27 protein-coding genes and 1 pseudogene are annotated in these 23,207 nt (G+C 63.7%); 17 read left to right on the forward strand and 11 right to left on the reverse strand.

Annotated elements, in window-relative coordinates; genetic code table 11:
- Nucleotides 1–163 precede the first annotated feature (163 nt).
- The 5 genes from FJ492_RS10200 to FJ492_RS10220 all read left to right on the forward strand — a co-directional run bounded on the left by FJ492_RS10200 (nucleotide 164) and on the right by FJ492_RS10220 (nucleotide 6,357).
- Complete coding sequence (locus tag FJ492_RS10200; RefSeq protein ID WP_140769803.1) at nucleotides 164–2,044, forward strand: potassium/proton antiporter; 1,881 nt, start codon at nucleotides 164–166, stop codon at nucleotides 2,042–2,044.
- Nucleotides 2,045–2,201: 157 nt separating this feature from the next.
- Complete coding sequence (locus tag FJ492_RS10205; protein WP_140769805.1) at nucleotides 2,202–3,398, forward strand: phosphoglycerate kinase; 1,197 nt, start codon at nucleotides 2,202–2,204, stop codon at nucleotides 3,396–3,398.
- 146 nt (nucleotides 3,399–3,544) lie between these two features.
- Nucleotides 3,545–4,570, forward strand: a complete 1,026-nt coding sequence (locus FJ492_RS10210; protein ID WP_140712955.1) for a class I fructose-bisphosphate aldolase — start codon at nucleotides 3,545–3,547, stop codon at nucleotides 4,568–4,570.
- 178 nt (nucleotides 4,571–4,748) lie between these two features.
- A complete protein-coding gene (locus tag FJ492_RS10215) occupies nucleotides 4,749–5,492 on the forward strand; it encodes a thioredoxin family protein (protein WP_140769807.1) in 744 nt (247 codons plus the stop codon).
- Nucleotides 5,493–5,640: 148 nt separating this feature from the next.
- Nucleotides 5,641–6,357 carry an SGNH/GDSL hydrolase family protein gene (locus tag FJ492_RS10220; RefSeq protein ID WP_140509810.1) on the forward strand — a complete coding sequence of 239 codons (717 nt, stop codon included), beginning with the start codon at nucleotides 5,641–5,643 and terminating at the stop codon, nucleotides 6,355–6,357.
- Between the two features lie 25 nt (nucleotides 6,358–6,382).
- On the opposite strand, the gene FJ492_RS10225 is transcribed toward FJ492_RS10220, so the two are convergent.
- Both FJ492_RS10225 and FJ492_RS10230 read right to left on the reverse strand, forming a co-directional pair.
- A complete protein-coding gene (locus FJ492_RS10225; protein WP_140509700.1) occupies nucleotides 6,383–6,544 on the reverse strand; it encodes a hypothetical protein in 162 nt (53 codons plus the stop codon).
- Nucleotides 6,545–6,656: 112 nt separating this feature from the next.
- Nucleotides 6,657–7,610, reverse strand: coding sequence for a ring-cleaving dioxygenase (locus FJ492_RS10230; protein WP_140769810.1), 954 nt, complete (start codon nucleotides 7,608–7,610; stop codon nucleotides 6,657–6,659).
- Nucleotides 7,611–7,876: 266 nt separating this feature from the next.
- Here FJ492_RS10230 and FJ492_RS10235 point away from each other — a divergent pair, with 266 nt between their 5' ends.
- The 4 genes from FJ492_RS10235 to FJ492_RS10250 all read left to right on the forward strand — a co-directional run bounded on the left by FJ492_RS10235 (nucleotide 7,877) and on the right by FJ492_RS10250 (nucleotide 9,985).
- Nucleotides 7,877–8,044, forward strand: a complete 168-nt coding sequence (locus FJ492_RS10235; RefSeq protein WP_140769812.1) for a hypothetical protein — start codon at nucleotides 7,877–7,879, stop codon at nucleotides 8,042–8,044.
- Between the two features lie 84 nt (nucleotides 8,045–8,128).
- Entirely contained in the window at nucleotides 8,129–8,719 is a 591-nt protein-coding gene (locus FJ492_RS10240) for a DJ-1/PfpI family protein (protein ID WP_140769814.1), read from the forward strand.
- Between the two features lie 66 nt (nucleotides 8,720–8,785).
- Entirely contained in the window at nucleotides 8,786–9,193 is a 408-nt protein-coding gene (locus FJ492_RS10245; protein WP_140712963.1) for a hypothetical protein, read from the forward strand.
- Between the two features lie 72 nt (nucleotides 9,194–9,265).
- Complete coding sequence (locus tag FJ492_RS10250) at nucleotides 9,266–9,985, forward strand: YafY family protein (RefSeq protein WP_140712965.1); 720 nt, start codon at nucleotides 9,266–9,268, stop codon at nucleotides 9,983–9,985.
- Nucleotides 9,986–10,049: 64 nt separating this feature from the next.
- On the opposite strand, the gene FJ492_RS10255 is transcribed toward FJ492_RS10250, so the two are convergent.
- From FJ492_RS10255 to FJ492_RS10265, 3 genes are all read right to left on the reverse strand, one after another.
- Nucleotides 10,050–10,745, reverse strand: a complete 696-nt coding sequence (locus FJ492_RS10255) for a DUF1013 domain-containing protein (protein WP_140509080.1) — start codon at nucleotides 10,743–10,745, stop codon at nucleotides 10,050–10,052.
- A gap of 404 nt (nucleotides 10,746–11,149) precedes the next feature.
- On the reverse strand, nucleotides 11,150–11,290 hold the full coding sequence (locus FJ492_RS10260) for a DUF1127 domain-containing protein (RefSeq protein ID WP_013892619.1): 141 nt from the start codon (nucleotides 11,288–11,290) through the stop codon (nucleotides 11,150–11,152).
- Between the two features lie 201 nt (nucleotides 11,291–11,491).
- Nucleotides 11,492–12,502, reverse strand: a complete 1,011-nt coding sequence (locus FJ492_RS10265; RefSeq protein WP_140712967.1) for an NAD(P)H-quinone oxidoreductase — start codon at nucleotides 12,500–12,502, stop codon at nucleotides 11,492–11,494.
- A 122-nt stretch (nucleotides 12,503–12,624) separates the two neighbouring features.
- On the opposite strand from FJ492_RS10265, the gene FJ492_RS10270 reads away from it, so the two are divergent.
- The 3 genes and pseudogenes from FJ492_RS10270 to FJ492_RS10280 all read left to right on the forward strand — a co-directional run bounded on the left by FJ492_RS10270 (nucleotide 12,625) and on the right by FJ492_RS10280 (nucleotide 14,448).
- Nucleotides 12,625–12,819: a DUF1192 domain-containing protein gene (locus FJ492_RS10270; protein ID WP_140509076.1), complete on the forward strand. Its 195-nt coding sequence runs from the start codon at nucleotides 12,625–12,627 to the stop codon at nucleotides 12,817–12,819.
- A 74-nt stretch (nucleotides 12,820–12,893) separates the two neighbouring features.
- Nucleotides 12,894–14,153: pseudogene (locus tag FJ492_RS10275) on the forward strand (MFS transporter); the annotation flags it as partial.
- A gap of 31 nt (nucleotides 14,154–14,184) precedes the next feature.
- The gene (locus tag FJ492_RS10280; RefSeq protein ID WP_010911936.1) at nucleotides 14,185–14,448 is read left to right on the forward strand and encodes a metalloregulator ArsR/SmtB family transcription factor; all 264 of its coding nucleotides are present in this window, start codon (nucleotides 14,185–14,187) and stop codon (nucleotides 14,446–14,448) included.
- A gap of 130 nt (nucleotides 14,449–14,578) precedes the next feature.
- On the opposite strand, the gene FJ492_RS10285 is transcribed toward FJ492_RS10280, so the two are convergent.
- From FJ492_RS10285 to FJ492_RS10295, 3 genes are all read right to left on the reverse strand, one after another.
- Nucleotides 14,579–14,902 (reverse strand): metalloregulator ArsR/SmtB family transcription factor, encoded by a 324-nt coding sequence (locus FJ492_RS10285; protein ID WP_140769816.1) that lies wholly within the window; start codon nucleotides 14,900–14,902, stop codon nucleotides 14,579–14,581.
- A gap of 5 nt (nucleotides 14,903–14,907) precedes the next feature.
- Nucleotides 14,908–15,564, reverse strand: coding sequence for a glutathione S-transferase family protein (locus FJ492_RS10290; RefSeq protein WP_140748102.1), 657 nt, complete (start codon nucleotides 15,562–15,564; stop codon nucleotides 14,908–14,910).
- Between the two features lie 89 nt (nucleotides 15,565–15,653).
- Complete coding sequence (locus tag FJ492_RS10295; RefSeq protein ID WP_140769818.1) at nucleotides 15,654–16,490, reverse strand: alpha/beta hydrolase; 837 nt, start codon at nucleotides 16,488–16,490, stop codon at nucleotides 15,654–15,656.
- A 92-nt stretch (nucleotides 16,491–16,582) separates the two neighbouring features.
- Between FJ492_RS10295 and FJ492_RS10300 the strand changes: the two genes are divergently transcribed.
- The 3 genes from FJ492_RS10300 to FJ492_RS10310 all read left to right on the forward strand — a co-directional run bounded on the left by FJ492_RS10300 (nucleotide 16,583) and on the right by FJ492_RS10310 (nucleotide 18,009).
- Entirely contained in the window at nucleotides 16,583–17,104 is a 522-nt protein-coding gene (locus FJ492_RS10300; RefSeq protein ID WP_140769820.1) for a helix-turn-helix domain-containing protein, read from the forward strand.
- 75 nt (nucleotides 17,105–17,179) lie between these two features.
- Nucleotides 17,180–17,413, forward strand: coding sequence for a hypothetical protein (locus tag FJ492_RS10305; RefSeq protein ID WP_135863133.1), 234 nt, complete (start codon nucleotides 17,180–17,182; stop codon nucleotides 17,411–17,413).
- A 164-nt stretch (nucleotides 17,414–17,577) separates the two neighbouring features.
- Nucleotides 17,578–18,009: a heme-binding protein gene (locus FJ492_RS10310; protein ID WP_140748111.1), complete on the forward strand. Its 432-nt coding sequence runs from the start codon at nucleotides 17,578–17,580 to the stop codon at nucleotides 18,007–18,009.
- Between the two features lie 9 nt (nucleotides 18,010–18,018).
- Here FJ492_RS10310 and FJ492_RS10315 read toward each other — a convergent pair whose 3' ends face one another.
- The 3 genes from FJ492_RS10315 to FJ492_RS10325 form a co-directional block, all read right to left on the reverse strand.
- The gene (locus FJ492_RS10315; RefSeq protein ID WP_027141869.1) at nucleotides 18,019–18,420 is read right to left on the reverse strand and encodes a hypothetical protein; all 402 of its coding nucleotides are present in this window, start codon (nucleotides 18,418–18,420) and stop codon (nucleotides 18,019–18,021) included.
- Between the two features lie 250 nt (nucleotides 18,421–18,670).
- Entirely contained in the window at nucleotides 18,671–18,853 is a 183-nt protein-coding gene (gene rpmF, locus FJ492_RS10320) for a 50S ribosomal protein L32 (RefSeq protein ID WP_008834724.1), read from the reverse strand.
- A 138-nt stretch (nucleotides 18,854–18,991) separates the two neighbouring features.
- Complete coding sequence (locus FJ492_RS10325; RefSeq protein ID WP_140712977.1) at nucleotides 18,992–19,753, reverse strand: transglycosylase domain-containing protein; 762 nt, start codon at nucleotides 19,751–19,753, stop codon at nucleotides 18,992–18,994.
- A gap of 96 nt (nucleotides 19,754–19,849) precedes the next feature.
- On the opposite strand from FJ492_RS10325, the gene FJ492_RS10330 reads away from it, so the two are divergent.
- A complete protein-coding gene (locus FJ492_RS10330; protein ID WP_246672660.1) occupies nucleotides 19,850–20,749 on the forward strand; it encodes a polyprenyl synthetase family protein in 900 nt (299 codons plus the stop codon).
- 110 nt (nucleotides 20,750–20,859) lie between these two features.
- Nucleotides 20,860–23,199 carry a response regulator gene (locus FJ492_RS10335; RefSeq protein WP_140769822.1) on the forward strand — a complete coding sequence of 780 codons (2,340 nt, stop codon included), beginning with the start codon at nucleotides 20,860–20,862 and terminating at the stop codon, nucleotides 23,197–23,199.
- Nucleotides 23,200–23,207 lie beyond the last annotated feature (8 nt).

The raw sequence follows: 23,207 nt of genomic DNA on the forward strand, positions 1-23,207 counted from the left end.
TCGAAACGCCCGGCTTCGTCCGGGCGTTTTCGTTTGCCGGAGCAGCAACGCGAAAATCAGCGGCGCGGGGCAAAAAACCACCCTCCCGCCTTGCACTGGTCACGCCTTCGCCCCACTCTGCCGTAAAGCCAGCAAGCAGAGGAATTCGAGGGGCAAATCACGGATGGAGCATGCGATCTATCTCGTCACGCTGGTCGGCACGGCGCTTGTTGTCGCCGCCGCGTTTTCGAGCCTGATCGCCTTCCGCTTCGGCGCCCCGCTCCTGCTCCTGTTTCTGTGCATCGGGCTCGCCACCGGAACCGACGGCCTCGGCATCCAGTTCGACAACGCCCGCGTCGCCTATTTTGCCGGCTCACTGGCGCTCGCCGTCATCCTGTTCGATTCCGGTTTCGGCACGCCGCTCAACGCTTTGCGGCAGGCGGCGGGACCAGCCCTGTCGCTGGCGACCTTCGGCGTGCTTCTCACCACCGGCCTGTTCGGCGCCGCCGCCTATTATCTGCTCGACCTCAGCTGGCTGGAATCCTTCCTGCTCGGCGCCGCCGTCGCCTCGACCGATGCGGCGGCGGTGTTTTTCCTGCTGCGCGCCGGCGAGATCAATCTGCGCGAGCGCGTGCGCTCCACGCTCGAGGTGGAATCCGGCACCAACGATCCGATCGCCATCTTCCTGACCATCACACTGGTCGAGATCATCGCCGCCCACGCCAATCCCGAAGCCAATGCCCTGGTCACCAATCTGATCCTTGGTTTCCTCATCAACATGGGCCTCGGCGCCATCGTCGGCGTGCTTGGCGGCCTCGCCATCGTGCGCCTGGTCGACCGGCTCAACCTCGACCATGGCCTGTTGCCGATCTTCGTGCTGACCCTGTCGCTGATGGTCTTCGCAGCCGCCGGCGCGATCGGCGGATCGGGCTTCCTGGCGGTGTATATCGCAGGCCTGATTGCCGGCAACTCCGACATCCGCGCCGTCACCATCCTGAAGCGCTTCCAGGACGGCATGTCGTGGCTGGCGCAGATCATCATGTTCCTGATCCTCGGCTTGTTCGCCACGCCCTCGCAATTTCCGGCCATCATGGTGCCTGCGGTGCTGCTTGGCCTGTTCCTGATGTTCGTCGCCCGCCCTGTCGCGGTCTGGCTCTGCCTGATCCCGTTCCGCCTGCCGCGTCCCGAAGTCGCCTTCGTCTCCTGGGTCGGCCTACGCGGCGCCGTATCCATCCTGCTCGCCATTACACCGCTGCTCGGCGGGCTGGAGAACGGCCGCACTATCTTCAACGCCGCCTTCATCATCGTTCTGGTATCGCTGGTCATCCAGGGCTGGACCGTCGGCCCACTGGCGCGTCGCCTGGGCCTGATCGTGCCGGCGCGGCTCGGACCGCTGGACAAGGTCGAGCTGGAACTGCCCGGCTCCGCGCATCACGAGCTCCTTGCCTATCGTGTGGCGCCGGGCAGTCCGGTGGCGCGCGGCGAGCGCATCCCGCGCTGGGCGCGGCCCTCGCTGGTGCTGCGTGACGGTCGCTCGATGCGCTTCCAGGACATGGGCCGGCTCGCCGCCGGCGATCAGGTCTACATCTTCGTGCCCGACCGCTATCCGCGCCTGCTCGACAAGCTGTTCGCCAGCCGCGCCGTGGTCGATCCGGAGGATGCCGATTTCTTCGGTGCCTTCGCCGTCGATCCGGCGCGTTCCGCCGCCGAACTGGAAGCCGCCTACGCGCCCGGTCTCACCGAGGCCGAGCAGAAACAGACCGTCGGCGCATTGGTCACGGCGCGGCTCGGCGGCCATGCCGAATATGCCGACCGCGTGCTGCTCGGTCCGATCGAACTGATCGTGCGCGACGTCGACGACAAGGGCAAAATCACCGGGCTCGGCCTATCTTTCGAACCGACCGCGCCGGTGGCAAGGGTGCCGGTCTTCCTCAGTGCCGGCGAGATCGGCGACCGTCTCGTCGCCTTTATCCGCGACTGGCGTAAGCCGGCTGAGACGCAGGTGGCACCGCGGGCGGATGAGACCCCTGAGCCGCCGGTCGAGAAGGCATCGACCGAAAGCTGACACGGTCGACCGTTGCACCGCCTCGACATGCGCCGGGCGGTCTTCACCGACTATGTCCCCGCCCGTCTCAAAATTTCGCATCCGACCCCGGCCAAAGCCTTGCATCGCCGCCGATGCGGGGTATGGTCCCGGCGATTTTCAGACGAAAGGGACCGGCATGGCTGCCTTCAAGACACTGGATGATATCGGCAACATCAGCGGCAAGCGCGTGCTGGTGCGCGTCGACCTCAACGTTCCCGTCGCCGACGGCAAGGTCACCGACGCAACCCGCATCGAACGCATCGCGCCGACCATCGCCGAATTGTCCGGCAAGGGCGCCAAGGTCATCCTGCTCGCCCATTTCGGCCGGCCCAAGGATGGTCCTTCGCCGGAATTCTCACTGGCGCCGATCGCCAAGGCGACCGCTGGGGTGCTCGGCCGCCCCGTCGGCTTCGCCAGTGATTGCGTCGGCGACACGGCGGGACGCGCTGTCGCCGCCATGGACAAGGGCGACGTCCTGCTGCTCGAAAACACCCGCTTCTACAAGGCCGAGGAGAAGAACGATCCCGCCTTTACCGAACGGCTCGCCGCCAATGGTGACATCTTCGTCAACGATGCCTTTTCCGCCGCCCACCGCGCTCATGCCTCGACTGAAGGGCTGGCACACCTGTTGCCCTCCTTCGCCGGCCGCACCATGCAGGCCGAGCTTGAGGCGCTGGAGAAAGGACTGGGCAACCCGGTGCGTCCGGTTGTCGCCATCGTCGGCGGCGCCAAGGTCTCGACCAAGATCGACCTGTTGATGAACCTGGTGAAGAAAGTCGACGCGCTGGTCATCGGCGGCGGCATGGCCAACACCTTCCTCGCCGCGCGCGGCACCGATGTCGGCAAGTCGCTGTGCGAGCATGACCTGGCCCCGACCGCCAAGCAGATCATGATCGAGGCCGCCGAAGCCGGCTGCGCCATCATCCTGCCGGTCGACGGCGTCGTCGCCAAAGAATTCAAGGCGGGTGCCGCCTGCGAAACCGTCGCCATCTCCGACGTGCCAGCCGACGGCATGATCCTCGATGTCGGCGCCAAGACCGTGACGACGATCGGCGAATGGATCGACCGCGCGGCGACGCTGGTCTGGAACGGTCCGCTCGGCGCCTTCGAGATCGAGCCGTTCGATCACGCCACGGTGGCGGCGGCCAGGCATGCGGCCGCGCGTACAAAGGCCGGCAAGCTGGTTTCGGTCGCCGGCGGCGGCGATACGGTGGCGGCGCTCAACCATGCCGGTGTCGCCGACGATTTCACTTATGTCTCGACCGCCGGCGGCGCCTTCCTGGAGTGGATGGAAGGCAAGCCGTTGCCCGGCGTCGACGTGCTGAAGCGCTGAGGGCACCCCGGCTCGCCAACAATCCGATCAACTCGAGGGAGCCGGCGGCGGCGCCGGCGACTTTCAATCGATTCGAGCTTTCCGGCATCATTCCTTTGGCGGTAGTGTTCTGCTAGGCGCAGATAAACCGGTTCAGGAGAAGCATGATGAGCGAACGTCTCGAAGACATTGCCGCCGCGATCGTTGCCAACGGCAAGGGCCTGCTGGCCGCCGATGAAAGCTCCGGCACCATCAAGAAGCGCTTCGACGTCATCGGCGTCGAATCGACCGCCGACAGCCGTCGCGACTATCGCGAGATGATGTTCCGCGCCAAGGACGCGATGACCAGGTACATTTCCGGCGTCATCCTCTATGACGAGACCATCCGCCAGAAAGCCGCCGACGGGACGCCGCTGGTCGACATCATCAAGGCATCAGGTGCCATTCCCGGCATCAAGGTCGATGCCGGCGCCAAGCCGCTGGCAGGCTTTCCCGGCGACACCATCACCGAGGGCCTCGACGGGTTGCGAGAGCGCCTTGCCGACTATTATAAGCTCGGCGCCCGCTTCGCCAAATGGCGCGCGGTGATCGACATCGACACGACCAGGGGCGTGCCCTCGGCCACCTCGATCGGCGCGAACACCCATGCGCTCGCCCGCTATGCGGCCCTTTGCCAGGAAGCCGGCATCGTGCCGATCGTCGAGCCTGAAGTGCTGATGGACGGCGCCCACGACATCGGCACCTGCTACGAGGTTTCCAAGGCCACGCTGACGAAGCTCTATGACGAGCTTTATGCCGCCCGTGTCGTGCTCGAAGGTACGATCCTGAAGCCCAACATGGTGCTCTCTGGCAAAAAGTCGGGCACGGTGGACAGCCCCGAGGAAGTCGCGGCAAAGACCATAAAACTGTTTCGCGAGACGGTGCCGGCGGCGGTGCCGGGCATCGCCTTCCTTTCCGGCGGCCAGGAGGACGAGGAGGCGACCGCCAACCTCAATGCCATCAACGCCATCGGCCCGCATCCGTGGAAGCTGACCTTCTCCTACGGCCGCGCGCTGCAGGCCGCCCCGCAGAAGGCCTGGAGCGGCAAGGCCTCGAACGTCGCCGCCGGCCAGGCCGCCTTCACCCACCGCGCCCACATGAACCACCTGGCGGCACTCGGTAAATGGAAGGCGAGCCTGGAACAGGCTGCCTGAAGACCCACTGCTGTCCCTTCCCTTCAAACCCGGGCCGATATGCCCGGGTTTTTCGTTTTGTCGCACCGGCCTTGGGGCAAGGCATTCGCATTCTTATTTTCTCTGGGCATTCCTGGCAGCGGCGATGTCGGCTTGCGCCCATCCCGTACGTCCTTGGGGTGCAAACAGGGAGAAGTTCATGCATCGCAACAAGGTCGTTTCGCGCGAAGAATGGTTCGAGGCTCATAAGGCACACCTGGCCCGCGAGAAGGAACTGACGCGGCTTCGCGAACGCGTCGCGGCCGAGCGGCGCGAACTGCCCTGGCTGAAAATTCGCAAGGACTACGTCTTCGAGACCGAACGAGGGCCGAAGAAACTTGCCGATCTGTTTGGCGCCAACAGCCAGCTGATCGTCTACCATTTCATGTTCGGGCCGGGCTGCGTCAATCATTGCGAAGGCTGCTCCTTTCTTGCCGATCATATCGACGGTGCCAACCAGCACCTCATGCACCACGACGTATCGCTGGTCGTAATCTCGCGCGCGCCGCTGGACGAGCTTGTAGCCTACAAGCAGCGCATGGGCTGGAAGTTCGACTGGGTGTCGTCCTATGCGTCGGATTTCAACTTCGATATGCAGGTTTCCTTCACCGACAGGCAGATCGCGGCTGGCGACACCACCTACAATTTCGAGACCCGACCCCGGACATCGAAGGAGCTTCCGGGCGCCAGCGTTTTCTACAGGGACAAGAACGGCGACATTTTCCTGACCTTCGTTTCGCGTGCCCGTGGCGGCGAACAACTGATCGGCGCCTACCACTATCTGGACCTGTCGCCGAAGGGCCGCGACGAGACCGGCCTCTACCGCAACCTGATGGATTGGGTGCGGCTGCACGACCAATATGCAGGCGAGCCGCAAGCGGAGCGCGATTGCCACGATGGCTAACCAGCAGTGCGAAGCAGTCTTGCCTTCGGAATTGCGTAAGACAAAGGGTAGAGCGTTCGAGGCGATCGTTTTTTCACCGGAACTGCTCGTTCACCTGTCTCGCGACATGCGTTAAATGCTGGTCGAAAACCAGTTCAATGGACCAGCGATGCTACGCTTTCCGACCATCCTCACCTGGCTCGCCTTCCCCGCCTATGTCTGGCAGGGATTGGGTGTCCGCCGCCGCACCTCGCGTATGCTGCCGGCGCAAGGCCCGGTCATGCACGATCTCACCGGCGAGGCGCCAGCGATTTCGCTACTGGTGCTGGGCGATTCCTCCGCCGCGTCGGTCGGCATCGGCAATTCCGAAAACGGCCTTGCCGCGCAGCTTGCCGTCATGATTGCGCAGCGCACCGGCAGCGCTGTGCGCTGGCGTGCCGCCGGCTTCAATTCGGCGACGTCGGGCCAGATCCGCGACCACGTCCTGCCCAATCTGTCGGCCGATCCGTGGACGCATATCGTGCTTGCCATCGGCACCAACGACACCAAGAATTTTCATTCCGTACCGCGTTTCAAGAGAGAGTTCGGCGGCCTGCTCTATGCATTGCGCGCCAAATGGCCGGAGGCGCGCGTGGTATGGTCGCCAGTGCTGGAGTTCACGCGTGCGCCGGCCATGCCGTCGCTGCTCGGCAAGATCCTCGAGATCCGCGCCACCGCGATGAACCGGATGGGCGAACGGCTCTGCCTGGAACGCGGCGCGGTGCCGGCCCCGCGCCTGCCGATCACCAATCCCGAGGCCGGCTTTGCCTCCGACGGGTTTCATGCCTCGGAGGCCGGTTACCGGGCGTGGGCGGAACATCTCGTCGGCCCGGTGCTTGCGGACTGAAGCCGACGGCAGGTGTCGCGAGGGCCTATGTCAAATGCCCGAGCACGGCCGCCAGCGAAATTGCCGCCATGGCGAGCAATGCCAATTTCCAGAAATCGCCGCGACGCCTGAGCCCGGGCCAACCGAGCGGCTTGATGATCTGAATCACCATGAACCCGACAATGACAAGGGCGAGGAGTTTCGTCATGTAGCCTTTGACCAGCAACGCTGACACCTGTCAAAGCGGTTCGTTCTGTCTCCGCGAAAGAAAAGGCGCCGCGATCCCCGGAACGCGGCGCCCGCCTTGACCGCGCAGCGATCTATTTCAGCGGCTTGAGGCCGGCCTCGATCGAGGCGCGTTTTGCCTCCAGGAACGGCGGCAGGGCAAGGCTTTCGCCGAGCGTCTCCAGCGGCTCATCGGCGGTGAACCCCGGCCCGTCGGTGGCGATCTCGAACAGGATGCCGTTCGGCTCGCGGAAATAGAGCGAGCGGAAGTAGTAGCGCTCGACCTCGCCGCTCGACGGCAGCCGGAATTCGGCCAGGCGCGCTGTCCATTGATGCAACGTCTCCTGGTCCGGCGCCCTGAAGGCGACGTGGTGAACCGCACCGGCGCCTTGGCTTGCGGGCGCCAGCCCAGGCTGCACGGCCACATGAAGCTCCGCCGCCGGCCCGCCCGCGCCCATCTCGAAGACGTGGACCTGGCCCTCGCCGTCCGGCGAGGCATAATCACGCGCCTTGCGCAGGTTCATCACCTCGGTCAGCACCGCCTCGGTGTTGGTGATGTCGGGGACACTGATCACGATCGGCCCGAGCCCACGGATCTGATGCTCGGCCGGCACCGGGCTTTGCACCCAGGGATGGCTGCCGCCCTCGCCGCCATCGCTGACGAGCCGCAGGCGCTGGCCTTCGGGATCCTCGAAATCCAGGCTGGGGTAACCGCCGATATCGGCAATCTCTCCTGTCGCGATGCCTTCGCTGGCAAGGTTCTGCTTCCACCAGGCAAGGCTCTCCCGGCTGCCGACCCTGAGACTGGTCCGCGCGATGCTGTGCGTGCCACGCCGTTCGCGGCCGACCGGCCAGTCGAAGAAGGTGAGGTCGGTACCCGGCGTTGCCTCGCCGTCGGCATAAAAGAGATGGTAGGCCGAGGTATCATCCTGGTTCACCGTCTTCTTGACCAGCCGCAGCCCCAGCACCTTCGTGTAGAAATGAAGATTGCCGGGCGCATTGGCGGTGATGGCGGTCAGATGGTGAATTCCTGTCAGTTGCAAGCTCATGGTCGTCTCCCTGTTTTTGGGGGAAGAATTTTCTCCTTTGATATCAGAACTCCGGTCACCTCGTTGAAGGCCGCCTATCCCGACAGTTCGTCACCAAGCGATGAACAATACGGCCCCGATTAGCCTTATCCTGGTGAACGATCCGCAGCCGCATGACCTGTCACGGCAAAAACGGAACTGTCGTCGCAGGACCTGCCATCCTCCTGACAGACTGCTGTCAGCAGGGGTGTGCGATACTGTCTCCAGTTAGAGAGAGGAGATTGGTCATGAACGGTCTTACCATTCTGCGCGGCATGCAGCATTATGTCGGCAAGATCCGCACGATGCGCAACGAGATCCGGACCCAGCGGTTCATGAATGCGCTGCCCGCCGACATTCGCAAGGATATCGGCTGGCCTGACATGTATGCCGAGCGTCGCCACCACGGCAATTGAGACGAAATTTTCAACGCAGCAGTTGGACGCTGACGCGTCAGCACCCAGATATTAGATCCGGCGCGCGAGGGATGGAGCGAGCTTATGCCCGATCGGAAGACAATCGGCTTTCTGTTCATCGAGGGTTTTGCCGACTGGGAGTATGGGCTGCTGGCGGCGTCGGCGGTCGAATGGTTCGGCGCTCGCGCCGTCTCGGTTGCGCCCGAAGGCAAGCCGGTGACCGGAATCAGCGGTTTTCGGCTGACACCAGACCGGTCGGCCAGCGTCGATGAGAATACCGATCTCGATGCCGTGGCCGTCATCGGTTCCGACCATTGGGCGGGCAAGGCGCCGCCGGATATATCCGAACTGCTGGCGGACGTCGCCAGGCGCGGCGGTGTCGTTGGCGGGATTTGCGCCGGGACGCTTGCGCTGGCTCGAGCCGGCATGTTCGCGAACGCCAAGCATACCAGCAATGGCCGTGACTGGATCAACCACCACGAGGCCGGCTATGCCGGCGAGGGCAATTATCAGGACGTGCCTTATGCCGTGGCCGACGGCAGGATCGTATCCGCGCCGGGTTCGGCGCCCGGCACTTTCGCCCTTGCCTTTCTGCAGACGCTCTACCCGGAAAAAGGCGGCGATCTCGCGCAGATGCGGACGCTGTTCGCCAAGGAGTATGCTGAAGCCTCCTGACAGTATGCTGTCAGGAGGCGCGTGCGATGGTGGGATGATGCACATGGCCGGCCGAGAGGACGATCGATGAAAAACTGGAACGACAGGCTGAACACGCCTGGTATCAACGGTGTGAAACCAACGCCGCGCACGGTGGGAGACGTCGTCGAGGGCCAGCCGATGCTGGTGCCGACCGCGCGCCAGGTCGATGATTTCATCCGCTCTATCCCCGAAGGCGTCGAGATGGACGTTCGTGCGCTGCGCACGGCGCTTGCCATCGGGCACGGCGCCGAAGTGACATGCCCGGTCACCATAGGCTATCATCTGCGCACGGTCGCTGAAGCCGCCAAGGAGGATTTCGAGCGCGGCATGACGCTCCGCGACATCGCTCCCTCCTGGCGCGTGCTGGATGCGAAGGCGCCGACAACGAGGAACCTGTCCTTCGGCGCGAAATTTGTTGCCACGCAGCGCAAGCGCGAAGGGCTGAAACCGTAATGCATGTCATGTGGAAGTGGATCCGGTCAGGGAGCCACGGCATGCATGGGAGAAATACTGGGGAAGCAAACGATGCGCCGCGCCGACAGGCTCTTTCAGATCGTGCAGCATCTGCGTGGTGGCCGCTTGGTCACCGCCCAGAAGCTCGGCACATGGCTCGAGGTTTCCGAGCGAACCATCTATCGCGACATAGCCGACCTGCAGTCGACGGGCGTGCCGATCGACGGCGAGGCCGGCGTTGGCTACATGATGAGGGAGGGTTTCGACCTTCCGCCGTTGATGTTCACGCGTGACGAAATCGTGGCGCTGGTTGCCGGCGCCCGTATGGTTCGCGCCTTTGGCGGCGCTGCGATGGCGCGGGCCGCCGACGAAGCGCTGGTCAAGATCGGTGCCGTGCTGCCCGATGCCGAAAAGGACCGCATCGCCCGCACCGAGATCCACACGCCGATGTGGGTGGTCAGCGACGCCGCCCGCGAGGCGATCGACCTGATCGAACGCGCGGTCGAAAAGCGCCAGGTGCTGACCATCGACTACTCCGATGAAGCCGGCCGCGGCACGCTGCGCGATATCAGGCCGCTCGGCCTGTGGTTCTGGGGTAAGGTGTGGACGCTGGTCGCCTGGTGTGAGATGCGCGATGATTTCCGCGCCTTCCGCATCGACCGCATCGCCTCGGTGGTCATCGCAGGGCGCATCTTCAAGCCGGAACGCGGCAAGCAGCTTGCCGATTTCTACCGGGCGGTGGAGCGCAGCGAGGATTACGGCATGGCGCCGGATCGCGCGGCGCGAAGCTGAGATTTGCCGGACCGTACAAAAAAGCCCGCTCGAAGCGGGCTTTTTTGTTGCGTAGGCGAAAAGCCTATTCCTCGTCGTCCCTGTCGGTATCCTTCGACTTGAGCGCCGACAGCTTGGCGAAGACGGCGTTGGCGTCGAGCTCCGCATCCTCGTCCTTCGGCTTCTCCGGCGCCGGCACCAGCCGCTCGGTCAATGCCGCCGGCAGCAGCGTGTCGCCGACCGGCTGCGCCTGCTCGCGGCCACGCGAGGCGCGGTTGACTTCCATGTCGAGGTCGATCTGCGAGGCGAGACCCAGCGTCACCGGGTCCATCGGTTGAAGGTTGGCCGAATTCCAGTGCTTGCGTTCGCGGATCTGCTCGATCGTCGACTTGGTGGTGCCGACGAGGCGCGAAATCTGCGCGTCCTTGAGTTCGGGATGGTTGCGCACCAGCCACAGGATGGCATTGGGCCGGTCCTGGCGCTTCGACAGTGGCGTGTAGCGCGGACCCTTGCGCTTGGATTCCGGCACCCGCACCTTGGGGTCGGAAAGCTTCAGGCGCTGGTTCGGGTCTTTCTCGGCGCGCGCGATCTCGTCGCGGGTCAGCTGGCCGGTCATGATCGGGTCCATGCCCTTGATGCCTTGCGCCGATTCGCCGTCGGCGATCGCCTTGACCTCGAGCGGGTGCAGCCCGCAGAACTGCGCGATCTGCTCGAAGGAAAGCGCGGTGTTGTCGACCAGCCAGACGGCGGTCGCCTTGGGCATCAGCAGCGTATTGGCCATGTGCAAAATCCTTCTCGTTCGCCCGCGTTCCCGCGCGGGCGGTGGTTTAGGGCCACCAAAATGGGAAATTCGCGGCCTGTATAACCGTTCCAGACTGCTTTCGCAACGTTTTTGGAAGAGCTGGGACGACGTGGCCAACCAAGGCACGCGGTGGCGGCTAACAAAGATCCGACAGTCGGCATTTGCCGATTGTCCATGACATGGCGTTCCTCCAGCTTGCGCGCCGCCCTGCCACCGCATTTGCCGCGGATCGCCATGGCATGTCACGCCGAAGCCGAGATGAATCCGAAGCCCCAAAAGACAAAACCCGCCGGACAGGGTCCAGCGGGCTTGGAACCGGCGACGACAAGCGTCCGCGGCGGCTCTGCATTGCGACCCTGCCTTGCGGCGGGTCGCGCTTGCAATCAGATCGCCTGACGGGCGATCCGCTCGATGTCGCCGCGGTTGATGCCGAGGTCGCTGAGCTGACGTGCGTTGAGGCGGTTCAGTTCGCGAACGGTCTCGTTGTACATGCGCCAGTTACGGAAAGCACGGATCGGGTTCATGGTAGTCCTCCTGAATTGGGTTCGTTTCGATGATGCTCAAATAGTGATCATCGAGCGGGACTTGAACAGCCGATTTTGCATAGCAATGATGCAAATGCTGCATTGCACCATTAAGCTTCTGTTCATCCTGTAGGCAGGGGCGAAGGGCGTTGGCCAGACCGTGTCGAGATCCGGTCAGGCCGGGCCGAAAATGCTGGCGTCCTAGCCGACGTCGAGCACGATCTTGCCGATATGCTCGCCCTCCTCCATCCGCTCATGCGCACGCCAGGCGTCGGTGAGCGGGTAGATCATGTCCATGACGGGCGCCACCTTGCGCGTGCTCAGCAGAGGCCATACTTGCGCCTCCAGCGCCGCCGCGATCGCGGCCTTGAATTCGACGCTGCGCGGCCTCAGCGTCGAACCCGTATGGGTCAGCCGCTTGACCATGACCTTGGAAAAGTCGGCGCTCGCCACCGCGCCGGCCTGGACGGCGATCTGCACGATGCGGCCCTCGACAGCGGCGGCCTCGTAGTTTCGCTGGATATAATCGCCACCGACCATGTCGAGGATGACGTTGGCGCCCCGGCCTTCGGTCGCCTCTTTGACCGCGGCGACGAAATCCTGCTCGCGGTAATTGATCGCGCGGTCGGCACCGAGCTTCAGGCAGGCGTCACACTTCTCCTGGGATCCGGCGGTGGTGATGACATAGGCGCCGAAGGCCGAGGCGAGCTGGATCGCCGTAGTGCCGATGCCGGACGAGCCGCCATGGACGAGCAGTGTCTCACCCTTCTTGAGCCCGCCGCGCTCGAACACATTGTGCCAGACGGTGAAGTAGTTCTCCGGCACCGCCGCCGCTTCCGTGTGGGTGAAACCCGCCGGCAGCGGCAGAACGCTGCCTGCATGAACCCTAGCATATTCGGCATAGCCGCCGCCGGGCGTGAGCGCGCAGACCCGGTCGCCGATGCGCCAGCGCGATATCTCGTCGCCAAGAGCGGCCACTTCTCCCGACACCTCGAGGCCCGGCAGGTCCGATGCGCCGGGCGGTGGCGGATAGGCGCCCTTGCGCTGCTGGACGTCGGGCCGGTTGACGCCGGCGGCATGGACCTTGATCAGGATTTCTCCGGGGCCGGGCAGCGGCACGTCGCGCGTTTCCGGCTTCAACACCCGGGGGCCGCCCGGCTCCGAGATCGCGATCGCCGTCATCCGTGCCGGAATTTTCTGTCCGCTCGCCATGAAGTTTCCCGTCTTTCCTCGCCGCACTCTTACCGGCTGTTTGCATCGGCACCCCTGCCCTATGTATGCTCATTGGCAAATCAGGCAAATGGCCAATCTGGTCTGGCGGAGGAGGAGCAACGATGGCGATCTTCGACGACGAACCCGAGAAGAAGGCACGTCCGCACGAGATCGGGCAGGACCTGTCGCTGCTTTCCGTCGGTGAACTGTCCGAACGAATCGGCATCCTGCGCGACGAGATCGCCCGCCTGGAGGCCGAACTCAAGACCAAGGACAACACCAAGTCGGCCGCCGAGGCGCTGTTTCGCCGCGGATAATTCGCTGAGGTAACCGCCCGCCGCCGAAAAGCCCGAATGCGACTGTCTTCAAATCTGCGTCCCTCCCAGTCCAGCCGGATCAAAAAATGCTCGCAGCCTACAGACCGATCCTTTCCCTGCTTCGCGGCACCGCCTTCCTTCTGGCGGCATCGGGACTGCACGGGCTGCTGTTGCCTCTGCGCGGTCAGGTGGAAGGATTCTCGACCGCTTCGCTTGGCCTGATGGGCACGGCCTGGGCCGGCGGCTTCGTCACTGGCTGTTTCTTTGCGCCGCGCATCGTGCGCCGCGCCGGACATGTGCGCGCCTTCGGCGCCTTTGCCGCGTCCGGCGCGATCGTGGCGCTGCTAACGGGCCTTGTCATCGACGAGTATGTCTGGATCCTGCTACGGGCCTTCACCGGTTTTACCATGGCCGGCGCCTTCATGGTCATCGAGAGCTGGCTGAACGAGAAGGCCACCAACGAGAACCGCGGCACCGTCTTCGGCCTCTACATGATGGTCACCTATGCCTCGATCATGGGCGGACAGATGATCGTCGCCGGCGGCGACGTGAAATCGGCGTCGCTGTTCATGATCACAGGCATCCTGTTCTGCCTGTCGCTCATTCCGACCGCGGTCTCGACGGCCTCGCATCCGAAGCCGCTGCAGGACGTCAAACTCGACGTCAAGGGGCTCTACGCCAACTCTCCCGTGTCGGCGATTGCCTGCCTCTTGATCGGCATCGCCAATGGCGCCTGGGGCACGCTTGGCGCGGTTTACGGAGCCCGCATCGGCATCCCTACTGCCGAGATCGCCTTGATGATGAGCCTTGTGGTCGTCGCCGGTGCCGCCATGCAGCTTCCGGCCGGGCGTCTCTCCGACAAGACCGACCGGCGTTTCGTGCTGGCCGGTGCCGCTTTCGGCGCGGCGCTGTTTGCGCTTCTCATCTTCCTGTTCGAGCCGCGCTCCGCAGTTTTCGTCCTCGTCTTCACCGCCGCCTACGGCGCTTTCGCCTACACGCTCTATTCGATTGCCGTGGCGCATGCCAACGACCACGCGCGCTCCGAGGATTTCGTCAAGGTATCGGGCGGCCTGCTGCTGCTTTACGGCTTCGGCACCATGATCGGGCCGTTGCTGGCGGCGGCCCTGATGGGCTGGATGCGCCCGGAGGGCCTGTTCCTGGCGACCGCCTTGGCGCATCTGTCCCTGGCTGGCTACACGCTGCTGCGCATCAGCCGCCGCGCTCCGGTGCCGATCGAGGATCGCGATGCCTTCAAGACGCAGCCTGCCGACCGTTCGGTGACCCCCGAAGCATTGCGGCTTGATCCGAGAAGAAAAGCAGAAGCAAACAGTTGAGATTTGAAAAACTTTGCCTCACAAATGAGGCATGATGTTTTCCGACGCCTTCATGGCGATCGCCGATCCCAATCGGCGCCATCTTCTGGAAGAACTTCGACGCGGTCCGAAGACCGTCAACGAATTGGCGGCCGGGCTGCCGGTCTCCCGTCCGGCCGTGTCACAGCATCTGAAAGTGTTGCTCGATGCCGGACTGGTCAACGCCAAGGCTGAAGGCACGAGGCGTGTCTATACGGTGAGCAATGCCGGCTTCCTGAGACTCAACATCTGGCTCGATCAATTCTGGGAAGCCTGATCATTTCTAATGCATGTCGCGCAAAAGTGATCTCGGTTTTGCGACAACGACACGCATCGGGCAAAGACCTGAGGCGCGTCGCAAATATCCTTTTCGACGCGACGCGCTTTAGCCGCGGTACCCGCGCTGTCTAGCTCTCGGCCAGGAAGTCGCCGCGCCGATCCAGCCGGCGTTCCCATGAGAGGCGCCGCTCGTTGATCCAGTGCTCGGCCGCTCGCAGTGCCTTCCGCTCGATCTGGCAGGTGCGCACCCGCCCGATCTTCTGTGTGCGCACGAGACCGCTCGCCTCCAGGAGATTGGGGTGCTGGACGACCGCCGACAGCGACATGGCCAGCGGCTTGGCCAACTGGCTCACCGAGGCGGGGCCGCGTGACAGCCGGTCGACCATCTGCCGCCGCGCCGGAACGGCGAGCGCCTGAAACATCAGGTCGAGCTGGGCGGGATCATGCAGCATCGCGATCAGCCGTTGTTGTAGGGGAAGAGCTTGAAGTAGGGCTGCGCCTCCTCGATCACCCTGATGAAGGCAGCGCGCTGCAGCAGGCGGTCGTGATAGCGCTTCACGGCAGGATATCTGTCGCCGAACGGCTCGACCTTGTTGGCGTAGAAGAGCGCCGGAGACGCCGCGCAATCGGCCATGGTGAAGGCATCGCCCACAGCCCATTCTCTCGATTGCATCTCCTGTTCGATGATGGCGTAGGAATTGCGCAACTGGGCGCGCGCCTGCTCGACACCGAATGGATCAGTCTTGTCCTGCGGCCGCAACCTGTCGCCGACGATCTTCTGCATCGGCTCCTGCACATAGAAATCATAGAAGCGGTCGGCCTGCCGGACCGCCAGCGCCATGTCGATGTCGGCGGGAACGAGGTCGACCGGTCCCGGATAGTGCGCGGCCAGATACTCCACGACAATGGTTGATTCCAGCACCGTACGGTCACGCGCGTCGTCGCGCAGCGCCGGCATCTTGCCGGTCGGCGAAACCTTCAGGAAGGCCGCGCGCGATCGCTCGTCGCCGAGATCGACAATGACCGGCGAAAAAGGCGTGGCGTTCTCATAGAGCGCGATCAGCGGCTTCCAGCAGAAGGAGGCCAGCGGATGGAAATGCAGCGTCAGGGACATTCTTGTGCTCGTCTGTTTCTGCAACAACACTGAATCATCTGCTTAACTATTTCGGTGAGCCTTGCTCATCAAGGCTGACCCGCGAAGTCTCAGCTGGATCGGACGTGCGCGACGATAGCGGCTTCCATGTCAGGCCAGTCGTCCGGATGCAGTTCGTGACCGCCGCCTTCGACGCGAAGGAGTTTCGCGCCGGCAACAGCTTGGGCCAGGGCTTCGCCATGCTCGACCGGAAAGATCGGATCCGACGTGCCGTGGATGACCAGCAATGGCGCCTTCATCTCGTGCAGGCGACCCTTCCACTGATCCGTGCCCTTGAGCATGAAATGATTGGTGGCGCTCAGGAAGCCGCCGGACCTGATATAATCCCGTTCGATGAACGCTCTCATCCCCTCCTCGTCGAACGGATGGGCGGTGCTGGCGATTGCGCGCGCATCCCTGATCATGAAATCGATGACCTGGCGGCGGTCCGCCCAATCGACTTTGGCCCCATCGGCCGAATGCTCCAAATAGGCGTCGGTCGTCCGCGGCAAATGCGAAGTGTCGGTCCCCACGGGCGAACTGCTGATCACCGTCAGCGATGCGACACGGGAGGGGTGCTTGAGCGCGACGAGTTGCGCGATCATGCCGCCCATCGACATGCCGACGACATGGGCCTTGCCGATGCCGTGGCTGTCGAGAACGGCCATCGCGTCGCCGGCCATGTCGTCGAAAGTGTAGGGCGGCTGTCCCACCGGATATTTGGTTGACCGGCCGGTGTCGCGATTGTCGTAGCGGATCACGTATAGGCTGGCATCCGCCAGCTTCCGGCAAAACGCCTCCGGCCACCAAAGCATCGAGGCCATAGCGCCCATGATAAGCAGCAGTGCCGGACCCGCTGGATCGCCGAAGGTTTCGGATATGATCTCGGGACGGTCTTTGGTTGTCATCTCATGGCCTCCTCTTCTGCTTGCATTTTGCAATCGGTTGCACGATAATAAAACCGATACGATAATGCAACCGGTTTTGTGGAGAAAATGGAATGACCCTCGATCGCCGGTCCGGCTGCCCGATCAACCTCTCGCTGGAGGTGTTCGGCGACCGCTGGAGCCTGATCATCCTGCGCGACATGATTTTTGGCGGCAGGCGCCATTTTCGTGAACTGCTCAACGGGTCGATGGAAGGCATTGCCTCCAACATCCTCGCCGACCGGTTGAAGCGGCTGATGGAGCTCGGCATGCTGACCAAGGCGGACGATCCTTCGCACAAGCAGAAGGCGATCTACAGCCTCACCGAGATGGCAATCACGCTGGTGCCGATCCTGGCCCATCTCGGCGCCTGGGGCCGGGTCTGGCTGCCGACCAGCGAGGAACTTTCGATCCGCGCCGAACTCCTGGAAAAGGGCGGACCGCCAATGTGGGAGAAATTCATGGCCGAGTTGCGCCATGAGCACCTCGGCACCCCCCTCGATCCGGCTTCCGGCTCCTCTGTCCGCGCGACGCTGCAGGCCGCCTATGAAGCGGTGGTTGCCGAAAAGGCCCTCAACGCCAGCCCGGCCGCCTGACCAACTATTTTCCCCGTTGAAAGGCCGGCTCTGCTACAAGGGACGGAAATCACACGTGACGGATTGGATAGGCTCTTGGTTGAGAACTCTAGGGACACCGCCCGCGCGCGTGCCGATCTGCGCTTCAAGAAGCAGGAAGAGGCGGCGACGGTCCGTCAGAAGGCCATGGCCGAGTACGTCGCCGAGAGCGACGCCCGCAAGGCCAAGACCGACAAGCTGCGAGCGCTGCGGCTTGCCAAGGAAGCCGAAGATCTAGCCAACACGCCTGCCGCCCCCGCCAAGAAGCCGGCCCGCGCCAAGAAAAAGTAACGCCCCGCCTTTCCGCCAATTCCTAGCCTTAAATCGAGCGGTCGTGACGCCGTCGGACAGGTGCGCCTTGATCCCGCTGCTTCGCAGGAAGCAATTTCAATCGAAAGCGGGATTGCCTGGTCCGGCTGGCCGGCGATGATTGGGCTGTTCAACAGGAGATTGCCATGACCGCGCTGTCGCTCGAAAAAGCCGTCGAGATCATCAATGCCGCCTTCGCCAGGGGCACCGATCTCAAGCTCAAGCCGCTCGGCGTATCGGTGCTCGACGCCGGCGGACACCTGGTCGCCTTCCAGCGCCAGGACGGCGCCTCGTTCCTGCGCCCGCAAATGTCGGCCGGCAAGGCTTATGGCGCGCTGGCGATCGGCATGGGCTCGCGCAAGGTCGAGGCCTTCGCCAAGGAGCGTCCGCATCTGGTTGCCGGTATTTCCGACGTTTCGGGGGGACGGGTGCTGCCGGTCGTCGGCGGCGTGCTGATCCGCGACAAGGGAGGGAGTGTCATCGGCGCCGTCGGCATTTCCGGCGACACGTCTGACAATGACGAGGCGGCCGCGATTGCCGGCATCGAAGCCGCCGGCTTCACCGCCGATCCTGGCTGAGGCTCCGGTCTAATTCAAATTGATGTCGCGGCTGGCCGACCGCATCGACACCGCGAACCCGGCCAGCACGTCGAACAGGGCGATGATCATCAGCGTGAAGAAGATGGAATGGGCGGCACCCTTCACCAGCAGGAACTCGACCAGGAAAGCGACGAAGACAAGCGTCGACAGCAGATGGTCCATGATCGAGGCCGTGGTCGTGCGCGCCGACTTCACCATTTCGAGGAACAGGAAGATCAGCCCGATCAGCACGATCAGGTCGCCGAGCGTCATCGAGAACACCCCGCCCGACATCATGCGGAACGAGAATATCTCGCTCGCCCACGGATCGTCGCCGCCGCCGAATATACCGAGCAGGCCGAGATTGTAGAGCACGAAAGGCACGATCAAAAGCGGGACGGCACCGAACATCTGGCGTCTCCATATGGGGGCACCTTCTGTAGAATGCTCCACAGGCACGGCGTCAAGATTTTTCGTGCACGGCCGCAAACACGGTCGAAGACCGGATGCAACAACCATGTCAGCCGGTTGCCCGGCCGACATGAAAACGACAGACGAAAGCTCAGCGCTTGAAGTAGCCGGCGCGCACGCCGCACCAAACGCAAAAAGACCAGCCAGAGGCCGGTCTTTTGCAACTCTAACCTTCGAAAAAAAGCCGGGCTCAGCTTTCCTTGGGCGTCAGCACCTGGCGACCGCGATACATGCCGGTCTTCAGGTCGATGTGGTGCGGGCGGCGCATTTCGCCGGAATTCTTGTCCTCGACATAGGTCGGGGCCTTGAGGGCGTCGGCCGAGCGGCGCATGCCGCGCTTGGACGGAGAGGTTTTGCGTTTCGGAACGGCCATGGATATGCTCCACTACATGGTCAAAAGCCCGCCCGCCCTCGTGAAAGGGCCATGTCGGGCCTAAATCTGAGAAAGTCGGGTGCCTATACACGCCTGACACCGTTTTGGCCAGCACTGCGGTGAATCTTTTTTGTACGGCTAGTCCAGACAGCCGACATAAGCGCCTGAGCGCCCGGCGCGCCGCTCGATCAGGTTGGCAAGCCGTCTGAGGCCCGGTCCGGGTTTTGCCGGATTGCGGGCGATCGGGTTTGGCAGAGTGACGGCGAGAAGGGCCGCCTGCCGGCGCGACAACTGCTTTGCGGAAATGCCGAAATGGTGCTGCGCCGCCGCCTCGATGCCGTAGATGCCCGGCCCCCATTCGGCGATGTTGAGATAGATCTCCATGATGCGCCGTTTCGACATCACCGCGTCGAAGTAGACGGCCAGCGGCAGTTCGACGACCTTGCGCACCGAGCCCAGCGGCCTTGACCAGAGGAAGAGGTTCTTCACCGTCTGCATGGTGATGGTCGAGGCGCCGCGCGTCGCCTCGCCGGCCAGCGCATCGTCGACGACGCCCCTGAGCTCGCCAAGATCGACGCCGCGGTGGAAACAGAACTGCCCATCCTCCGACATGATGACCGAATGGGCGAGCACGGGTGCCACGTCATCAATGGAAACCCAGCGCCGGTCGTAGCCGGAGAAGGTCGCCAGGTCCTTCAGCATCAGCGTCGATACCGGGTGCACGAAGAACGGCAGGTAGAGAAAGGTCAGCACCACCGGGATAAGCGCCAGCACGGCGGCCACGACGATGCCACGCCGGACCCAGCGCCTGAGACTGCGACGGTTCACGCCTCGCGATCTCGTCGCCATGTCCAGCTTTTCGGTCTCATGATCGACGATCGGTTCCGCCAAGCCGCCCAACCCGTACTTCTCCTTGCTCCGGCATAATGGCGCTTGCCTTCTTGCGCAACGTCTGAGTGTCGGCTACCGGTCCCGGCCATGACGAATGAGGACGAAATGGCGTTCGAAATGGCGCTCATCAGGCGCGCGGCCGCCGCCGAGGTGATGCTGCGCCGGTTGCTCGACGACCGCCCGCTATCGGGCGAGATCGCGCGGCCCGATCGCCTGATGGCGGCGATGCGCCATGGCGTGCTGAACGGCGGCAAGCGCCTTCGCCCCTTCCTGGTCATGGAAAGTGCGGCACTGTTTTCCGCCGATGGTGAAGCCGCGCTGCGCGTCGCGGCGGCACTCGAATGTGTGCATTGCTATTCGCTGATCCATGATGACCTGCCGGCAATGGACGATGATGACCTGCGCCGCGGTCAGCCGACCGTGCACAAGGCCTTTGACGAGGCCACCGCCATCCTGGCCGGCGACGCACTGCTGACGCTCGCCTTCGATATCCTCGCCGGCGAAGCGACCGCGCTGCCGGCCGAGCGGCGGTGCGCGCTGGTGCTGGCGCTGGCCCGCGCCGCCGGGGCCGGTGGCATGGTCGGCGGCCAGAAGCTTGATCTCGAAGCCGAGCTGGTGCGACCGGACGAGGCCGGCATCATCCGGCTACAGGCGATGAAGACCGGCGCCTTGATCCGCTTCGCCTGCGAGGCGGGTGCAATCCTGGCCGGCGCACAGCCGGATGACCGGGAAAGGCTGGCCGAGTTCGGGTCAGCGATCGGCCTTGCCTTCCAGCTCGCCGACGACCTGCTGGATCTGACGGCCGACGCCAGGCAGATGGGCAAGGCGACCGGCAAGGATGCCGCCGCGGGCAAGGGGACGCTGGTTGCCTTGCACGGCGCGGATTGGGCACGCAAGCAGCTCGACGGTCTCGTCGGCCAGGCGCACGCGTTGCTCGAACCCTATGGCGAAAAGGCGGCCCTGCTGAAGGCCGCCGCGACCTTCGTGGCAACCCGCAACAGCTGACGGAAGGCCCATATCGGATTGCACATTGCACCTGTGGTTGTGCCAACGAAATCTTAATGTAAATGAAGCGTAATCCCAATTCTTAGAATGCGTATGTGTTGGGGTTGCGCATGCCGGAATATTCTTCTTTCATCCGGTCCGTCCGGATACGTTATCTTTCAGGATTGTTGGTTTTCGCGCTGGCTTCGGCCGCCATCATGGGTGCGCTCAATCGCGTCAATTCCTTGCGCCATGAAATCGATGCGCTGAGCAGCAATCTCGTCGTTTTCACCCGCGACCTGCGCAACGCCACCAGCTTCGCCGAGACAACCAGCTCCGCCTGGCGGATCGACACGCGCGATGCGCTGACGGCTTCGGCACGCGACCATTCCGAGCGTCTGACCGGCGAGATCGAGGCACTGACCGCCCAGTTCGCGGCGATACGTCAGCGCCTGTCGGCCAAGACCGTCGACGAACTGGCAGCCGCTTCCGTCAACGGCGATCTGTTCTGGTCGCCGCGTGACATGGTTCGCAACTTCAATCTGATGTCGGTGGCGCAAAAGACCGATGAATGGAGCGCTCGCGAAATCCGCAACCAGAACGACCTGTTCGTTCAGCCCATGCTGGTGCGGGTCCGCACCGCGATGGATGAGGAACGCCATCTGGCGGACGCCTCCAGCGACCGGCTGCTTTTGTGGGCGAGCGGCCTGTTGTTCGCCGTCCTGGCCATTGTCGCCTTCTGGATCTTCCGGCCGATGGAACAGGCGATCCGCCGCGCTTTTGCCCAGTCGGCCGAATCCTTGTTCAAGGCCGAGGCGGCCGACCGCGCCAAGTCGGAATTCCTGGCCAATATGAGCCACGAGATCCGCACGCCGATGAACGGCGTGCTCGGCATGGCCGAATTGCTGGCCAAGACCGAGTTGAACCCGCGCCAGAAGACCTTCACGGACGTTATCGTCAAATCAGGCAACGCGCTTCTCACCATCATCAACGACATTCTCGATTTCTCGAAGATCAATGCCGGGCAGCTGACGCTCGACCCTGCTCCTTTCCGCCTCTCGGAAGCGGTGGAGGATGTGGCGACGCTGGTCTCGGCGCGCGTCGCCGAGAAGAACCTGGAACTTATCGTGCGCGTCGACCCCAGGCTGCCGGCCCATGTCGTTGGCGACGCCGGCCGCTTTCGGCAGATCGTCACCAACCTGGTCGGCAATGCGGTTAAATTCACCGAGAAAGGCCATGTGCTGATCGATGTCGGCGGCGAAACCGTCAACGACGTCGTCCAGCTCAAGCTGCGCGTCGAGGACACCGGCATCGGCATCCCGGCCGAGAAATTGCAGAACGTGTTCGAGAAGTTCGCCCAGGTCGATGGCTCCTCGACCCGCCGTCACGAAGGCACCGGCCTTGGGCTCGCCATCGCCGCCCGTCTCGTCGACCTGATGGCCGGCAAGATCGGCGTCGAGAGCGAGATCGGCCGCGGCTCCGTCTTCTGGTTCGCCGTGCCGCTGCCGGTCCACCGTGCCGAGGCGCGCGATGCTATCGTGCCGGTGGACGTCACCGGCGCGCGCGTTTTGGTCATCGATGACAATCCGGTCAACCGCGAGATCCTGCTGGAACAGCTCAGAAGCTGGAGCTTCGACTGCGCCGCCGCCGAAAGCGGCGCGGTAGGCCTCGCCTTCCTCGATCGCGCCTGCCAACTCGGCGCCAGCGTCGACTGTATCATCCTCGATTATCAGATGCCCGGCATGAACGGCGCCGATGTCGCCCGGGCCATCGCCGCCGACAGCCGGCTGTCCACCATCCCGGTCGTTATCCTGACCTCGGTCGACCAGGTCGATTTCGGCAAGATGATCATCGACTTCGGCATATCGGCGCATCTGACCAAGCCGGCGCGCTCGGCGGTCCTGCTCGGCACGGTCATCTCGGTCATCCAGAAGGCGCGTTCGCAGGCCGGCAAGGCGCAGTTCATTCGCGAGCCGGTCCAACCGATGCCCCAGCCGGCTCCGCCGGCCTTCACGGTTATCCGTGGCCCGGCCGTACCGGTCGCGGCAGTGCCAGAATCGAATGCGGCGCCGAACAGCCCGATCGACATCCTCATCGCCGAGGACAATGACGTGAACCAGATGGTGTTCGGCCAAATCCTCAATGGGCTCGGCTTGAGCTACCGCATCGCCGGCAATGGCCGCACCGCGGTCGAGATGTACCGGTCGCTGCACCCGAGGCTGGTTCTGATGGACGTCTCGATGCCGGAAATGAACGGTTATGAGGCGACACGCGCCATCCGGACGATCGAAGCTTCGTCCGGCGGCCACATCCCGATCGTCGGTGTCACCGCGCATGCGCTGAAGGGCGACCGCGACAAGTGCATCGAGGCCGGCATGGACGACTATCTGCCCAAGCCCGTTTCGCCCGATCGCCTCGGCGCCAAGATCGGCACCTGGCTCAGCGAGACGGTGGTGGCCAAGATCGCCTGACCACCCAT

Origin of the sequence: Mesorhizobium sp. B2-5-4 (assembly GCF_006441095.1) — a bacterium.
GTDB classification, from domain to species: Bacteria; Pseudomonadota; Alphaproteobacteria; order Rhizobiales; family Rhizobiaceae; genus Mesorhizobium; species Mesorhizobium salmacidum.

Coding starts and splice junctions, on each gene's coding strand:
- FJ492_RS10200 (WP_140769803.1), top strand. CDS start 164: ATGGAGCATGCGATCTATCTCGTCACGCTGGTCGGCACGGCGCTTGTT.
- FJ492_RS10205 (WP_140769805.1), top strand. CDS start 2,202: ATGGCTGCCTTCAAGACACTGGATGATATCGGCAACATCAGCGGCAAG.
- FJ492_RS10210 (WP_140712955.1), top strand. CDS start 3,545: ATGAGCGAACGTCTCGAAGACATTGCCGCCGCGATCGTTGCCAACGGC.
- FJ492_RS10215 (WP_140769807.1), top strand. CDS start 4,749: ATGCATCGCAACAAGGTCGTTTCGCGCGAAGAATGGTTCGAGGCTCAT.
- FJ492_RS10220 (WP_140509810.1), top strand. CDS start 5,641: ATGCTACGCTTTCCGACCATCCTCACCTGGCTCGCCTTCCCCGCCTAT.
- FJ492_RS10225 (WP_140509700.1), bottom strand. CDS start 6,544: ATGACGAAACTCCTCGCCCTTGTCATTGTCGGGTTCATGGTGATTCAG.
- FJ492_RS10230 (WP_140769810.1), bottom strand. CDS start 7,610: ATGAGCTTGCAACTGACAGGAATTCACCATCTGACCGCCATCACCGCC.
- FJ492_RS10235 (WP_140769812.1), top strand. CDS start 7,877: ATGAACGGTCTTACCATTCTGCGCGGCATGCAGCATTATGTCGGCAAG.
- FJ492_RS10240 (WP_140769814.1), top strand. CDS start 8,129: ATGCCCGATCGGAAGACAATCGGCTTTCTGTTCATCGAGGGTTTTGCC.
- FJ492_RS10245 (WP_140712963.1), top strand. CDS start 8,786: ATGAAAAACTGGAACGACAGGCTGAACACGCCTGGTATCAACGGTGTG.
- FJ492_RS10250 (WP_140712965.1), top strand. CDS start 9,266: ATGCGCCGCGCCGACAGGCTCTTTCAGATCGTGCAGCATCTGCGTGGT.
- FJ492_RS10255 (WP_140509080.1), bottom strand. CDS start 10,745: ATGGCCAATACGCTGCTGATGCCCAAGGCGACCGCCGTCTGGCTGGTC.
- FJ492_RS10260 (WP_013892619.1), bottom strand. CDS start 11,290: ATGAACCCGATCCGTGCTTTCCGTAACTGGCGCATGTACAACGAGACC.
- FJ492_RS10265 (WP_140712967.1), bottom strand. CDS start 12,502: ATGGCGAGCGGACAGAAAATTCCGGCACGGATGACGGCGATCGCGATC.
- FJ492_RS10270 (WP_140509076.1), top strand. CDS start 12,625: ATGGCGATCTTCGACGACGAACCCGAGAAGAAGGCACGTCCGCACGAG.
- FJ492_RS10280 (WP_010911936.1), top strand. CDS start 14,185: ATGATGTTTTCCGACGCCTTCATGGCGATCGCCGATCCCAATCGGCGC.
- FJ492_RS10285 (WP_140769816.1), bottom strand. CDS start 14,902: ATGCTGCATGATCCCGCCCAGCTCGACCTGATGTTTCAGGCGCTCGCC.
- FJ492_RS10290 (WP_140748102.1), bottom strand. CDS start 15,564: ATGTCCCTGACGCTGCATTTCCATCCGCTGGCCTCCTTCTGCTGGAAG.
- FJ492_RS10295 (WP_140769818.1), bottom strand. CDS start 16,490: ATGACAACCAAAGACCGTCCCGAGATCATATCCGAAACCTTCGGCGAT.
- FJ492_RS10300 (WP_140769820.1), top strand. CDS start 16,583: ATGACCCTCGATCGCCGGTCCGGCTGCCCGATCAACCTCTCGCTGGAG.
- FJ492_RS10310 (WP_140748111.1), top strand. CDS start 17,578: ATGACCGCGCTGTCGCTCGAAAAAGCCGTCGAGATCATCAATGCCGCC.
- FJ492_RS10315 (WP_027141869.1), bottom strand. CDS start 18,420: ATGTTCGGTGCCGTCCCGCTTTTGATCGTGCCTTTCGTGCTCTACAAT.
- rpmF (WP_008834724.1), bottom strand. CDS start 18,853: ATGGCCGTTCCGAAACGCAAAACCTCTCCGTCCAAGCGCGGCATGCGC.
- FJ492_RS10330 (WP_246672660.1), top strand. CDS start 19,850: ATGGCGTTCGAAATGGCGCTCATCAGGCGCGCGGCCGCCGCCGAGGTG.
- FJ492_RS10335 (WP_140769822.1), top strand. CDS start 20,860: ATGCCGGAATATTCTTCTTTCATCCGGTCCGTCCGGATACGTTATCTT.